Source organism: Aminobacter ciceronei (assembly GCF_014138625.1).
Lineage (GTDB): Bacteria > Pseudomonadota > Alphaproteobacteria > Rhizobiales > Rhizobiaceae > Aminobacter > Aminobacter ciceronei.
In genome coordinates, this window is record NZ_JACJHY010000016.1 from 19,086 (window position 1) to 35,453 (window position 16,368).

Annotated in this window: 6 protein-coding genes; all 6 read left to right on the forward strand. The window is 63.9% G+C overall.

All coding sequences use genetic code 11. The features are described 5' to 3' along the window. Positions 1 to 87 precede the first annotated feature (87 nt). The 6 genes from HNQ95_RS16925 to HNQ95_RS16950 all read left to right on the forward strand — a co-directional run bounded on the left by HNQ95_RS16925 (position 88) and on the right by HNQ95_RS16950 (position 16,364). Positions 88 to 12,573, forward strand: a complete 12,486-nt coding sequence (locus HNQ95_RS16925; protein WP_246340819.1) for a hypothetical protein — start codon at positions 88 to 90, stop codon at positions 12,571 to 12,573. A 148-nt stretch (positions 12,574 to 12,721) separates the two neighbouring features. Further along, positions 12,722 to 13,240: a phage tail protein gene (locus tag HNQ95_RS16930; RefSeq protein WP_067968327.1), complete on the forward strand. Its 519-nt coding sequence runs from the start codon at positions 12,722 to 12,724 to the stop codon at positions 13,238 to 13,240. A 12-nt stretch (positions 13,241 to 13,252) separates the two neighbouring features. Next, positions 13,253 to 13,756 (forward strand): phage tail protein, encoded by a 504-nt coding sequence (locus HNQ95_RS16935; protein ID WP_067968330.1) that lies wholly within the window; start codon positions 13,253 to 13,255, stop codon positions 13,754 to 13,756. Positions 13,757 to 13,765: 9 nt separating this feature from the next. After that, entirely contained in the window at positions 13,766 to 14,293 is a 528-nt protein-coding gene (locus HNQ95_RS16940; protein WP_067968333.1) for a phage tail protein, read from the forward strand. A gap of 29 nt (positions 14,294 to 14,322) precedes the next feature. Next, positions 14,323 to 15,807, forward strand: coding sequence for a DUF8189 domain-containing protein (locus tag HNQ95_RS16945; protein ID WP_157097252.1), 1,485 nt, complete (start codon positions 14,323 to 14,325; stop codon positions 15,805 to 15,807). Then, the gene (locus HNQ95_RS16950; protein WP_067968340.1) at positions 15,807 to 16,364 is read left to right on the forward strand and encodes a GNAT family N-acetyltransferase; all 558 of its coding nucleotides are present in this window, start codon (positions 15,807 to 15,809) and stop codon (positions 16,362 to 16,364) included. The genes HNQ95_RS16945 and HNQ95_RS16950 overlap by 1 nt, the downstream gene beginning before the upstream one ends. The last annotated feature ends 4 nt before the right edge of the window (positions 16,365 to 16,368 follow it).

Consider the following 16,368-nt stretch of genomic DNA (forward strand, 5'->3'; position numbering starts at 1 on the left):
GTTTCGGTCGAGTATAGGCTGTCGCGCAGCGCTCGGGGCTTGTTGCGGACGTCCGCCCTATCAACGATCGCGTTGGCCTTGTCGGGCATGGCGGCCTTTGCCGAGGAAGGCGGGCTGTGGCAGCCGCAAGTGCGCGCCATCATCGGCGCCAACAATGACGGCGCCACCGCGGCGCTCGAAGGTTTCGTTCCGCTCAAGCAGACGGCCGAATCGGTCCTGTTCCTCGATGTCAGGGCCAAGCACGACTTCGAGGACGGTTTTGGCCAGGACTTCGGCATCGGCATCCGCCGGATCGTCAATCCGGACCTGATGCTTGGCGGCTATGCCTACATCAACACCCAGCGACAGGACGGACACCAGTTCACCGGCGCCACGCTGGGTCTCGAAGCGATCACGACCAATTTCGACGCGCATGTGAACGTCTTCCTGCCGATCAGCGGAGACCGGGCAGAACAATCGACCAGATCCAGTCTGTCGATGGTCGGCAACCAACTGCTCGAGCAGATATCGGTCATCGACCGGCGCAATTATGCCGCATGGGGCATCGAGGGTGAGATCGGCGCGCAGGTGCCGGTCGAGCTGCCCGAGAACCATGCGCTTCGGCTCTCCATCGGCGCCTACCATTTCGGCGACCCCGACGGCGACGACGACGGCATCACCGGCGGCAAGGCCGGCTTCGAATATCAGATCGGCGACGTCTTCGGCAGCGGCGCGTCCCTCGCCTTCGCCGGCGAGGTGCGCAACGACAATCGCGACGATACGCAGTTCGCCGGCAGCGTCAGGCTGACGATCCCGTTCAATCCGGGGGGCGAGGCCCAGGGTGACGCCGAGGGACCGGAGCCGGTCCATGCGGTCGGCGAAGGCTTGCGCAAGCGGGTCAACGAGCGCGTCCGCGGTGACATCGGTGTCCGTATCGAGGGTGGCGAAAAGCTCGTCGGCTCGTCGACGCGGGTGGCGATAAACGCCGCCACGGGCACGGCGTTCGGCAAATTCTTCTTCGCCGACGGCGCCAACACGCTCGGCCTCGGTACGTTAGGCGATCCTACGACCCTGGATGATGCCGTCACTGATGCGGGCGCCAACGGTTTTGTCGTCGTGCTTGGCGGCAGCGGCAACCTGCTGACGGCGGGCGTGACACTGGCCAACGGCCAGACGGTCATCGGCGGTGGTGAGAGCGTCACCGCCCAGCTGTTCGGCGGCGGCACCGGTTCCTACAATCTCGGCGGCAGCAACGGCACTATCGCCGGCACAAACGCCGGCAACAACGTCATTACGCTCGGCAACGGCAACACGCTCCGGGGCATCACCATCACAGGCGGTGCCGACGGCATCTTCGGCAACAACGTCAACGGCGCCACCCTGACCAGCGTGACCGTGAGCGGCGCCGGCGGCCATGGCGCCAACTTCACCGGCACGTCGACCGGCATCAAGGGTTCCAACTTCACCTCGACCGGCAATGGCCTCGATGGCCTGCACATCGTAGGCAACGGCACCTACAATTTCACCGGCACCACGCTGCTGCAGGACAATGGCGACGATGGCCTGGATATATCAGGCCAGGGCACCTACAGCTTCGCCATCCTGAATGCGCAGGACAATGCGGACGCCGGCATCTACGTCGCCGGCACCTCCGTTGCGGGCAGCTTCACAACCACAGGCGGCACCGTTTCGGGCAATGGCGGCATCGCCGTCTTCATCGACCCGATCACGGCCCATGTGACCCTGAATTCGATCAGCCATACCGGCGGCACGTCGGGCGTGGTGCTCGACAACCTCGCCGGCAGCTTCACCGTCACCGGCCAGACGACGATCTCGAACACGTCTGGCCCGGCGATCGACATCGTCAATTCGCCGGCGTCGATCCGTTTCGGCGACATCAGCATCACCAATCCGGGCGGCGACGGCATCTCCTTTGCCGGCGTCAATGCCACTGTCGTTGCCGGCAACATCGTCATTTCGGGTCTGGGCCTCGGCACCGGTCTCGATCTCTCCGGCAGCAAGACGAATTTCACCGCCCAGTCGGTCGACATCACAGGTACCGGCGCCGGATCGATCGGCATCGATCTGGCCCAGACCGTCGGCGGCTCGACGATCGTCATCACCAATGGCGGCGTCATTGCCAATGTCGGCACCGGCGTCCGCCTCGGCATCTCCGGCTCGCTGGTCAATTCTGCAAATGCCCAGTTCACATTCGGCGGCGGCTCGATCTCGGGCGTCACTGCGTCGCTCGACGCGCGCGGCCTCAACCAGACGCTCGGTAGCTATGCCTTTGGATCGACGACCTTCGTCGGGCCGCAGCTCTTCGACGCCCAGAATCTGATCTTCGTCGGCGCCTCGGCCACCGGTTCGGGCACAGGCTCGTCGCTGCTGGACCTGGCCTCGATCGCCACCGCCGATGCCAACACCGACGGCACGGCGATCTTCGTGCTGGTCAATCGTGGCACGGACATCAACGACGCCGACGGCTTCTCGCTCAGTGCCGGCCAGACGCTTGCTTCCTTCGGCAACGGACGACAGTTCTCGCTCGGCGGCGTGCCGATCAACGTGACCGGCGCCAACGTCCAGCACAGCACCACCATATCGGACGCCGGCGGCGCCGCGACGCTAACAAACACCGGTGGCGGCGACACGGTCACATTGGCCAACAACACGTCGCTGCTCGACTTCAACTTGTCCAATGCAGGCGGCGGCAACGGCATCTATGGCAACAACGTCACCAACGTCGCACTGACGGGGCTGACGATTTCGGGTGCCGACCTCAATGGTGTACTGCTCGCGGGTGCCAGCAGTGTCACGGGTTCCAACCTGACGTCGTCGGGCAATGGCGGTGCCGGTCTCTCGCTCCAGGGTGGTGGCACCTACGCCTTTACCGGCACGACCACGCTTACCGGCAATACGGGTAGTGGATTGCTGATCGGCAGTGGCTCCGGCAGCTACAGTTTCGACACGCTCAACGCGACGGGCAACGGCTCCAGCGGCGTCGTTGCCACCGGCTCGTCGGCGGGTCTGCTGACGATCGACGGCGGAACCATCTCCGGCAACGCATCTTCCGGTTTCGACGCCACAGGCCTCGGCCTCGATGTCACGCTGAGCAGCCTGAGCCAGACCGGTGGCGCGACCGGCATCAACCTCAACGGCGTTTCCGGAAGCTTCGCCGTTTCCGGCACGACGACGATTTCCAACACCACCAGCCACGGTATCTCGATCGTCAGCAGCTCGGCGATGGTCGGCTTCGCGGGCGCAGTCACGATCAGCAATGCCGGCGGAAGCGGCATCCTGCTCGACGGCAACTCGGGCGCAGTCAGCTTCGCCGACGTGGCGATCAGCCAGCCAAGCGCCAATGGCATCGACGTCCAGGGCGTCAACGGAACGATCAGTTTCCAGAACATCGACGTTACCGGCGTCTCGGCTACCGGAACAGGGCTCGACCTGTCGGGCAGCAGCTCGACCTTCACGGCAACGACGCTCGATATTGCCGGAACCGGCGGCACCTCGACGGGTATCGACCTCTCCGGCACCTCGGGCGGCACCGTCACTATCGGCAGCGGCGTTATTTCGGGCGTCGGCACCGGTGTCCAGATGGGCCCCAATGGGGCGATCGGCGCGACTGCGAACATCACTTTCTCGTTTGGCGGCGGCTCGATCACCGGCTCTGTCGCCTCGCTCGATATGCGCGGGCTTCTAGCCGGCAGTGGCACCTATGCCTTCGGCACGACCGCTCTGGTCGGTCCGCAACTGTTCGACACGGCCAATCTGATTTTCGTCGGATCGTCCAACACCGGTTCGGGCACCGGTTCGAGCGTCAACGACCTCATCAACGCCGCCGCCGCCGACGACCTGACTACTGACGCCAACACGATCTTTGTCTTCGTCAAGTCTTCGGCACTCGATCTCATCAACACCGACGCCGATGGCTTCACGCTTGCCAACGGCCAGTCGGTGGTGTCCTTCGCCAATGGCGCGACGGTCGACCTGGGAGCGCCGCCTGCCAACGTCACCGGCGCCAATGTCGTCACCGGCGCGACCCAGGTGGATCCCTTCGGCCATGGTGGCGCGGTTCTCAACAACGCTGCCGGCAGCGCCATCAACCTCGCCAATGGCAACCTCGTCCAGAACCTCACCGTCAGCAATGGCGGCTCGGGTGCTGCCATCGACGGGACGAGCATCTCGGGCCTCAATGTTGCCGGCGTCACGATCGCCAGCGCTGTTACCGGACTCGACCTGACGGGTGCTGCTGGCGCGATCGGCGTGCAGAATCTTGCCATCCAGTCTGCCCAGACCGGCATCCTGCTGGCCAACACGGCTGCCACCGTTACCTTCACCGGCGCCAATACGATCGGCAGCGTCAGTGGCACCGCGCTGTCGTTCAACAATTACAGCGGCACGGCGACCTTCGCCAATCTCGACATTTCGGGCGCATTCACCGGTATCAGCATCGCCGGCGGCTCCACCGGCACGATGAGCTTCGACGCGGCGAGCTCGATTGCCAACAGTGCGGGCATGGCGTTCAACATAGATAGCTCGACGCCCGACCTGACCTATGACGGCACCATCAACCACAGCAGCGCGGCAAGCGCTGTGCGCGTCAGCTCCATGACCGGAGGCAGCGCGACATTCGGAGGTGCAATCACCGCCAGTACCGGCGTGGCCAATGCCATCGACCTCACCAGCAATGCCGGCGGCACGATCAATTTCACTGGTGCCCTCAGCCTGACCACGGATGGCGGCTTCGGTTTCAGGGCCATCGATGGCGGCACGGTGTCGGTGACGGCGGCCGGCAACACCATCAGCACCGGCGCCGGCGTGACGGAACGCGGCATCCAGCTCGGCGGCACCGGCCTGACGATTGGCACTGGCGGAATCAGTTTCGCCAGCGTGACCGTCGACGGCTCCGGTGGCACAGTGCCGACCGGCATCCTCATCGAGAACACCAGCGGCGGCAACGTCACCTTCGGTACCGTCAACATCAGCCGTGCCATGGGCGACGCCATCCGGCTGACAAATGTTCAGAGCGGCACCTATACCTTTGGTGGTACGACCACCATCGCAATGGTTGGCGGAACGGGTCCGGGCTTCGCCGTCCAGGGCAGTGCCGCCACCATCAACGTCAACAACCTGGTCACGTCCAATGTCGCCGGCGCCGACGTCAGCCTGACCAACAACACCGGTACGATCTCGATCGGCGGTACCATCACCAATGGCGGCTCCGGCGACGACGTCGTCGTTTCGGGCGGCAGCGCTGCGATCACCATCGGAGCCTCGATCTCGAGCTCGGCCGTCCTGGGGGGCAATGCCGTCAAGATCGACGGCATCACAGGCGGCTCGGTTGCGTTCACCGGTCCTGTCACCTCGACCAGCTTCGGCAACCTGTTGACCATCGGCGCGACGACTGCGCCGACCGGCGGCACGATCAGCTTCACCGGCTCGGCGCTGACCGCGAGCGGCGGCGGAACGGTGACGATGGCCGGGCTCGGCACCGGTGCGACCTTCAACGCCAGCGCGCCGCTGTCGATTTCCAACACAACCGGGACCGGCTTGCTGGTGACCAATGTCGCCGGCAGCGCCACTTTCGATTCCGTCACGGTCAGTGACGCCGCGACCGGCATCGGTCTCGGCAACAACACCGGCACCGTTGCATTCGGCGCTACCAGTGTGACCAACGTAGGGCTGGGCCAGACCGGTGTCAGCGTGTCCGGGACCAATGCGGGTACGGTGTCCTTCGCCAGCCTCGGCATCGCCATGTCCGGCAATGGTGCTACCGGCATCAGCTTCGCCAATGCGGTGATGAACGGGAACTTCACCGCCACTGACTTCGACCTGAGCAGCGACAGTTCGCTCGGCACGACGGCAGTGGATTTGTCCAACACCACCGGCACGGGTACCATCCAGCTCGGCGACGCGGGCGCGCCCGGCAACACGACCGCTGCCACCATCGGCGGCAGCGGGAACGGACCGGCGATCGGCTTTCAATTCACCAGCACGACGGCCGTCAACTTCATTTATGGCGATGGCGAGGGGTCAGTCGACAAGCTGTCGACGGTGAAGGCCGTCGACATCATGGCCTCGACTGGCGCCTTCCCCGTCGCCGGAACTTACAATTTCAAGGACGTCGACGGCGCCAATGGCGGTTTCGTCGGCGATATCTCGGAGGCGCAAGGGCCGACGGTCTATTACGTCGACCAGAACGGCACCGGCAACGGCACGGCAGCAAATCCGGGATCTATCGAGGGCGCGGAAGCCTCGGGCGCCGACGTCATCGTCTTCATCGACACGTCGGTAAACGGCACCAGCGACTTCATCGACATGATGCTGGCGCAGCAGGTCGGTGCCGGCAACAACACCTTCAACCTGGCCGATGGCCAGGTGGTGATCGGACTTAAGGCAGGCGAATCCATCGACACGGCGCCGCTCGGCGCCGTCGGCGGTGGCCTTGGCAATGCCTTCAGCTTCAGCGGCATCAGCTCGTCGACGATCATCGATGCACCCAGCGGCATCGACACCGTGCTTCCGACGTTGACCACCGCCAACGGCAACACGATCAGCTTCACCGGCACGGCGAGCATCGACAACGTCATTATCGCCAACACCGGTGCCTCAGGCATCGGCATCCAGGGCAGCGACATCACCAAGTTGATGCTCAGCCGCGCCATGATCGCTGGTGGCGGTGGTGGCGCGCTGTCGCTGACCGACGGTGTTGCCAATGGCGAGATCGCGCTGTCGGACCTGATCCTGTCGGCGACCGGCGGCAACATCGGCGTCGTCGATGGTGCGGTGGGGGCGGGAGTCCTGAAGGTCAGTGCCTTCTCCGACGTCACGCTGCTGGGCAACAATGGCGAAGTCGGCGGCTTCATTCTTGGGGGCGTGGTCTTTGACGCCAACGCGGCGACCGCCGGCATCGACCAGGTCGATGGCGGTGCCTTCGTCGCCGGCACCGCGGCCAACCGTGTTGGCGGCTTTGGTCTTTTGCTGGACGATACGATCTCCGGCAATCTGAAGTTCGACACGACGAACATTGCCGTCCAGCAGGCAACGAACGTGCTCTTTGGCGGCAATGTCGCACTCGGCATCTACGCCAACGCTCTCGACGGTTCCGGAAGCACGCTTGATTTCGGCACGGCGACGGTCGACATCGCGGGCGGCGGAACGGCCGGCAGCTTCTTCAACGGCGCGTATCTGCTGGTCAACAGCACCAACAAGATTGGCTTCTCCGGCGCCACCAGCTTCACCGGCACGAACGGTGTCGGCGGCATCTCCGCCAACAGCGCGGCAGCCACTGGCGGCGAGCTGTTCTTCGCCAGCGCCAGCAACGCGTTCAATGTCAATGGTCCGGCACTGGACGTCTCGAATGTTGCGCTCACCAATGGTGCTGCGGGCCCGGCACAGTTCGGTTCTATCAATGTGACCGGCGGCCAGAACGGCATCAAGCTGCTTAACCTGATCGCCTCGCCGACGGTCCAGTTCAACGGCCCGGTCACCATCGCCAATACCACGGTCAACGCAATCCAGCTCGACAACGTCACCAACGGCGTTTCGGTGACCTTCGCCGGGACCGTCGGGATCACCAATGCCGGCCAGGGCGGCGTCAAGTGGCAGCGCTCCGCCGGCAGTACCGATACGCTGACTTTCGCCGGTGGTCTCGACATCCAGAACAATGCTGGGGTCGGCTTCAATGCCACCTACGGCAATGTCGTGCTGTCGGGTGCTGCGACCAGAAACATCGCCACGACGAATGGGCGTGCGCTGGTCATCAACGGCGCCAATTTCAGCAACGGTGCTGCCGGCGCGGCCGAGTTCAACAATGTCAGCGCCAACGGCTATCTCAGCGGTGGCGGCATTGACATCAATGCCGGCTCCGGCGCCGTCCGCTTCGGCGGGACGGTGACCCTGTCACCGGATGCCGCCACGGTCGGAACCGCCTACGGCATCAGCATCGGTGGCGGCACGACGGGCACCTACACCTTCGCCGGTTCGACCACCATCACAGGCGGGGCCGACGACAATGGCGTCTACATCAGGAACACCGGCGCCGGGCTGACCGTCGACTTTACCGGGCCGCTGAACGTCACCACCGGCATGAATGCCGTCGACCTCAACGACACGACAGGCAATCTGGCGGTCTCGATCCAGCACGCATCGAGCAGCCTGACCTCCACGAACGCGGCTGGGACGGCATTCCTGGCCGTTGGCGGCAGCGGAACGATCAGCAGCGCCGCATCGATCTCGAGCGTCGGTCTCGGTGCGTCGATCACCGGTCGTTCGGGTGGAACCGTCACCATCTCAGGCAACATCACCCAGGCGCTGCGCGGCGTCGAGGTCAATGGCGGCAGCGGCGGCAGCGGCGGCAGCGTCGTCTTCTCCGGCACGCAGAAGACCCTCAACACTGGCACCTTCAACGCCGTGCGTGTGTTCTCGCCGACGGCGGTCAGCTTCATCAATGGCGGCCTCGACATCGACACCACGACGGGCACCGGCATCAGTGTCAACGGCACCGGCGGCACCGCGAGCGTCGCCGTCTCCGGCGCGGGCAACACGATCAACACCGGATCCGGCACGGGTGTCACCGTCACCGGCGGCGTCGGTGCAGTCGCTGTCGACATCAATTCGGCGATCGCCTCGACGAGCGGTCTGGCGGCCAATGTCCAGGGCGTCACGTCGGGCACGGTTACGCTGTCGGGCGATCTGAACGCGGCCGGTATCGCCGCGAACAGCAACAGCGGCGGCACCATCGACTTCTCGGGCGCGACGAAGATCCTGACCTCTGGCATCGCGAACGCCGTCAACCTGACCAACAATGCCGGCGCGACGATCAATTTCAGCAATGGCGGGCTGGCGATCAGTGCCACCAGCGGCAGCGGCTTCAGCGCCAGCGGCGGCGGCACCATCAGTGTCGGCACCGGCGTCAACGCAAACACGATCACCACGACGACTGGCACGGCTCTGAGCCTCGACGGCGCCACCGTCGGCGCGGCAGGCCTGAATTTTGCGACGGTTTCAGCGAACGGCGCGGCCACGGGCATTGTGCTGAACAATGTAAGTTCGAGCGGCGGTGGCGCCATCGCGCTGGGCACCGTCAACCTCCAGGGCATCACCGTCCGTGGTGTCGACATCTCCGGCACGCTGGGGACTGCGGTCTCCTTCAACGACCTGGACATCGGCCTGAACGGCTCGGCGGTTGCCTTCGACCTCAATGGCGCCACCATCAACGCCGCTGTCACGGCCAACGACTTCGACGTGACCAATTCGGGCGCGGCGGGCACCTCGATCGGCGTCGACCTGCGCGGTGCCATAGGCGGCCAGACCGTGCGGCTCGGCGATGCCGTCGTCGGCGGCAACAGCTCGAGCATTGCAGGCGTCAATACCGGTATCTACCTCAACAGCTCGACCAACCTTGCCTTCACCTATGGCGACGGCGAGTCTGCCACCGACAAGCTGTCGACGATCGGCGCCAATGTGGCGATCGACGCCAGCAGCGCGCCGGTCGCCGGCAGCTACGACTTCCAGGACGTCGACTTCCAGGCGAGCCCTGGCCTCGGCTTCGGCATCGGCAAGGTCTATTTCGTGGATTCGGACGGCGCCATCGGCGGCGGCAACGGGTCGGGCATCGACGGCGCCAACCCGATGACGCTGGCAGAGGCCGAGGCGGTCGCGGGCGTTAACGACATCATCGTCCTGATCAACAACGGTAGCGTCATCACGGCTGCCGGCACCAACGCCGACAACACGCTCAATCTTGCTGCCGGCACGCAGGTGCGCGGCTTCGGCAATGGTGCGATCAACCTGGCGATGACGGTGCCGAGCACGATCCAGCTCGCCAGCAACACAATCTCCATCGCCGCCGTCGGTAGCGGTGCGGCGACGCTTACCAGCAGCGCCGGCAGCAACGTCATCACGCTGGGCGCCAGCGGCAACATCATCGACGGCTTCATCCTCGACGGCAGCCCGGCGGGTGCGGCGCGCGGTATCAAGGACAATGGCGGCGGCGCTTCCGGCACCGCGGTGACCAACATGACGATCAGGAACTTCCTGACCGCTGGTATCGAGATCACGCCTTCGTCCAGCACGACGATCAACAACGTCGTGTTCTCGGACAACGGGTCCGACGCGATCCTCAACGCCTCGAACACCACCATCACCAATGTGACAAGTAGCGGCGCGACAGGCATCGCGCTCGACATCCGCAACGCCAGCGGCACGACGACGCTCGGCAACATCTCGATCACCGGCGCTGGTACCGGCGGCATCTCCTTCGGCGGCGTCTCCGGCCCGGCCGGCACGATCACCGCCACCAACGTCGACATCGGCGGCGCCAACGCCCTTGCCATAACCGGCGGCAATGCCGCGATCAGCTTCGATGCGGCAAGCTCCATCGCCAACAGCTCGGGCACGGCGGTGACGATCGCCAACCGCACCGGCGGCAGCTTCAGCTTCGCTGGCTCGGTCGTGGCAAATGGCGCGGCGAGCGGCATCAGCGTCTCGGGCGCCACGGCGGCAAGCGCGGTGAGCTTCACCGGAACCGTCGACCTCGGCACCACGACCGCCATGACCGGCACTGCCGTTGCCATCAACAACAATGGCCAGGCCTCCACGGTGACCTTCGCCAACCTCGACGTCGTCTCCAGCGGCACGACCGGCTTCTCGGTCAGCAATGGCGGCACGGTCAACGTCACCACCGGCACGATCGCCGCCACCTCGGCGCAGGCCGTGTCGCTCAGCGGCGTCGCCGCCACCGCCACCTTCACCACGGTCACCTCGACCGGCGGCACCAACAATGTCGGCCTGACCAACGTCACCGGCACGGTCAATCTGGGCACGGGCACGCTGTCCGGAGCTGGGGGAGTGGCGTTCCTCGTCGGCGGCGGATCTGCCAATGTCGACTATGCCGGCACCATCGCCAAGACGACGGCCGGCAATGTCGTCAGCATCGCCGGCCGCACCGGCGGCACGCTGACCCTGTCCGGCAGCCTCAGCGCGACGGGCGGTGTGGCCAATGGCATCTCGGTCAGCGGCAACAGCGGTGGCATGATCAACTTCTCGGGTTCGACCAAGACCCTGACGACGGGCGCAAACACGGCAGTCAGCCTCGCCAGCAACACCGGCACGACCATCAATTTCACCGGTGGCGGATTGGCCATCTCCACGACGTCAGGCGCCGGTTTCAGTGCCACGGGCGGCGGCACGTTCAGCGTCCAGGGCTCGAATAACACGATCGCTTCGACGACCGGCACGGCGCTCACCGTCACCAGCACGACCATCGGCGCAAATGACCTGACCTTCCGCAGCATTTCGTCCAACGGTGCCGCCAACGGCATCGTGCTCAACACCACGGGTGCTCTTGGCGGCCTGACGGTGACCGGCGACGGCGGCGGCAGCAACAACGGCTCAGGCGGTATCATCCAGAATTCGAGCGGAGACGGCATCAGCCTGAACAACACCGCGCAGGTGCGGCTCGCCCGGATGAACATCACCAACAACCTTGGCAGCGGCATCGGTGGTTCCACGATCAACGGGCTGCTGATCGAGCGGTTCAACATCAGCGGCAACGGCAATGACGCTGGGACCGACGAATCCGGCATCAATGTTTACGAGCTGACCGGCACCCCATTTGGTGGCACGAACGACACCGGAATCATCGACTCGGTGATCAGCAACAACCACGAGTTCGAAATCCAGATAACGAACACGGCCGGCACGCTCAGCGATTTCCGTCTGACCAACAACACCATCAGCAGCAACGGCCCGGTCGGCGGAGCCCATGGCAATCTCGTCAACTTCCTGGGCCTGGGCACGGCCAACATGACGCTGAATGCGAGTGGCGGCAGCTACACCGGCGCCGCGCCGGACACGGCGACGGGTCTGCATATCGACCATTCGGGCACCGGTGGGTTGATGACGGCCAACGTCAATGGCGGCACGTTCACCAACAACAACGTCGCCGTGAGCGTGTCGTCGGCAAATGGCGGCAATCTCGATTTCGACATCAATGGCGTCACCGCCACCGGCAATCGTGCACATGGTCTCAATCTTTTTGTTGGTGCGTCGAGCACAGGAGCGGTTACCGGAACCTTCCGCAACAACATCATCGGCACGGCAGGTGTCACAGGATCGGGTGCCGATCTCGGCTTCGGTATTCGTGTCCAGAACGAGGGCAGTACCACAACTGCAAATGCGGTTACGGTATTGATCGAAAATAACACAGTGCGCGAACTTGCCAATTTCGCGGCGATCAATGTCAACCAGGGCATCGTCGGCCAGGCGTTTACCCGCACCCAGAACGTCACGGTCCGGAACAACATTATTTCCGATGTAGACAACAGTCGCGGCATCACCATCCAGCAGAACAACAGCACGGCCCCAGGCATCATGAACGCGACCATTCATGGCAACACGTTTGCCAATGTCGCTGGCCAAGCCGGCGACGGGACCGAGATCCGGCTTCGCCAGCTGGCTGGTGGAACGTTCAATCTGGTTCAGCTCAGCGCGGCTGATCTCGCAACGCTGAACGGGCTCACCCTGGCGGATCTTAGCATTGGAGGGACAATCACCTTCGGGGCGGCGCCACCACCGCTGCCTTGACCGGCATTCATCTCTTGCTCGGATGGTCCGGATTGGGTGAATAGTGTCTAAGATGTCTTGAAATATAATTTCAGTAGTTGATATAATAGTTGTTTTAGTAGACAGTTCTAATTCTTGATTCTAGATTGAAATGGGTTGAGGGGCGATCATGGCGGAGCCATTTCTATCGGAAATTCGCATCATGTCCTTTGCGTTTGCGCCCAGAGGATGGGCATTGTGCAATGGACAGCTTCTTCCGATAAACCAGAACCAGGGATTGTTTTCTCTTCTGGGCACGACGTTCGGCGGCGATGGCCGGGTGAATTTTGCCCTGCCGGACTATCGCGGTCGGCTGCCGATCCATGTCGGCTCCAACCATACACTGGGTGAACGTGGTGGTGAGCCGGCGCATACGCTGTCGATCTCCGAAATACCCACTCACACCCATGTTCTCAGCGGGTCCAGTTCGCAAGGTGACGCCGTCAATCCGCGACCGCAGAACACCAACGGCACGGTGTTTGCCAAGGACCCGGGCAACACCTACTCGGCGAGCGCGCAGAGTTTGGTGGCTTTGAAAGCCGGCAGCATCAGCAACGTCGGCGGCAGCCAGGCGCATCTCAACATGCAGCCGTTCCTGACGCTCAGCTTCTGTATCGCCCTCCAGGGCATCTTCCCTTCGCCGACCTGAGGAGGCAAAGCCATGGCACAGCCCTATGTTGGCGAGGTTCGCATGTTTGCCGGCAATTTCGCGCCGGCGGGATGGATGTTCTGCGAAGGTCAGCTGCTGCCGATCTCCGAAAACGAGACGCTGTTCAACCTCATCGGTACGACCTATGGCGGCGACGGTGAGAGCACGTTCGCGCTGCCCGATCTGCGCGGCCGGGTGCCGCTGCACCAGGGCAATGGATTTATCCTGGCCGAGACCGGCGGCGCCGAGGAGATCACGCTGACCATCGGCCAGATACCCGCGCACTCCCATCCCTTGCTCGGCTCGACAGTCAATGGCGCTCAGCCGGCACCCGAGGGTAACGTCCTGGCCAGCTCGACTGTGATCACACCCTACGCTCCGGAGACGGTGACTGTAGCTATGGCGCAAGCCGCGGTGGGATCGGTCGGCGGCAGCCAGCCGCACGCCAACTTCCAGCCCTATCTCTGCATCAATTTCATCATCTCGCTTTTTGGAATTTTCCCGTCGCCGACCTGAGAGGAAGCAATGGCCGACCCCTTCGTCGCCGAAATCCGTATTTTTCCCTTCAACTTCGCGCCCAGGGGGTGGGCGTGGTGCGACGGCCAGTTGTTGCCGCTGTCGCAGAACACCGCCCTGTTCTCGCTGCTTGGCACGACCTATGGCGGCAATGGCAAGTCCAATTTCGCCCTGCCCGATCTGCAGGGACGAACGCCGATGCACCCCGGCCAGGGACCGGGGCTGTCGCTGCACGATCTCGGCGAAACAGGCGGGGAAGAGACGGTGACCCTGCTCGAATCCGAGATCCCGACGCATTCGCATAGCTTGATGGTGACAAACGAGGATGGCACGCAAGGTTCGCTGACGGCAGACATTACCGTGGCCACCTCGGTTGGCGGCAAGCTTTACCAGACCAATGTCTCAGCCAATCTGACAAGCATGAATGCCAATGCTCTCGCACCCGCCGGTGGCGACGCAGCACACAACAATCTGCAGCCCTATCTCACCTGCTATTTCTGTATCGCGCTGCAGGGTGTCTTCCCGCCCAGAGGCTAATGAATTTCGAGCCACGCAGGACCAACATCATGGCCAAGAAAGCAGCTCCAAAGTCGACGGCGCGTGATAGCGCCGGCAAGAACGCAACCGCCAAGAAGCCTGTTGCAGCCAAGGCACCAACCGCAAAGGCAACGTCGACGCCGGTAGCGAAGAAGGCGGCGGCCAAGTCGGCGCCCGCATCGAAGGCGAAAGCCGCGCTTGCTTCGGCCACGAAGAAAACGGCCCTTGCCAAGGCGTCTGCCTCGACGGCGAAAGCAACAACGCCCGTCAAAGCCTTGGCCGTGCGCGCGAAACGGTCGAGTGGACCGGCCTTGCGCCACCTGCCGCCTGGCGTGAAGTTTTTCGAGCTGTCACGGCTGATGGTCATCGCCATCGATGGCAACAGTCAGCTCGTGCAGAAGGCGCAGAACGGTCCCAATGGCCCCTGGGCCAAGGCTTGGTCGCCTGTCGCGCCGGGCACCTACGCCATCATGGCGACAGGCTTGACGCGCGATGGCCGGGTCGCAGTGGTGGCACAGCCGTCCGGCGGCCCGCAACTCGTCTTCATCACCGAAGACGCCAACCAGGTTGGGCCGATCGAGAAATGGAACCCGCCGGTCAACATCGGCGCGGTACCGGGCGCAACGGGCTATCAGAGCATGTCGATGGCACGGGATGCCGACGGTCTGATTGAGATCTTTGTCGTTACCGCCAATGGCCAGATCTGGTGGATACGGGAGAACCCGCCCAAGGTCGTGGAGAAGACGGTCACCGTCACGCCGCCCGGCACCGACAAGCCGATCACCATAACCGTGCAGGAGCTGGCGCCGCCTGACAAGCCGTGGAGCGACTGGCAGCAGATACCGGGCAGCGTCGTTGCCATATCAGCCAAGCGTCAGGGCGATGGCCGCATCGTCCTTTTCGGCATCAATTCGGGCCTCAATCTCTACCGCTGCCAGCAATCGGTGGCGCGCACGACCGCTGTCGGCCAGTGGACGCCCTGGGTGATGATGAACACGCCGACGACAGGCACGTTTGTGGGAATGTCACCGGTGCTGGGGCCCGGCGGCGGGCTCAATTTCTTCGGCCTGACCAGCAATGGCCAAGTGGTCCACACCAGGCAGCAGCCGGCGGGATCGGATACGTGGACGCCATGGGCGACACCGGGCTTCTCGCGCACGCCCATCTACACGCTCGCCAGCGGCATCCAGGGCGACAACGACATAGTCCTTGTCGGCAGCGACCGCAGTTTCGTTCATCAGTTCAATGCGCAGAACAGCGCGCGCACGCAGAACTGGACCGGCTGGCGCGATTTTTCCAGTTCCGACAGCAATGTCGAATTCAAGCTCGACTACAACGCGGATGGCCGGCTGATGCTGTTCAGCCATGCGACGAGATCTCCGGCCGGAGGCGGCCTGTGGGCCAAGCGCCAGACAGCGTTTGACAGCACGGAATGGGACCTCGACTGGGATCAACTGGCCGACGGCGGCATCCGCCGCTTCTCGGTGGTGCGTGACCTGACGCCGCCGGTCTGATGACTGCAATTCTGAGGGGTAAGGCCGAGACCGTCTCGGCGGGAAGTCTGTCGTCCTGGCGTCGTTCTCGCCAGGCGGGTCTGAGTTTCCGGCCGGCTGGTGATCAGGACCTGCCGTTCCTGTCGGCGCTGTATGCCTCGTCGCGATGGCAGGAGCTCGAGCCGACGGGATGGTCGGAGGGCCAGAAACAATCATTCCTGGCACAGCAGTTTGCCGCCCAGCACCATCACTACATCAAGCATTATCCCGGTGCCGAACGGCTCGTCATCGATCATGCGGGCCGTCCCATCGGCAGGCTCTATGTCGCGCGCTGGCAGGATGAGCACCGTATCGTCGATGTCGCTTTCGTAGCCGAGGCCTGCGGCCAGGGCTACGGCGCGGCCGTGCTGGGCGACGCGCTCGACGAGGCTTTCGCAGCGGGCAAGCGCGCCTCGATCCACGTCGAAAAGAACAATCCGGCGAAGCGGCTCTATCTCAGGCTGGGTTTCACCGTCGTCGAAGACAAGGGCGTCTACGACCTGATGGCGGCGTTTCCGCCCGGCTCGCAGCCGTCATGACGCG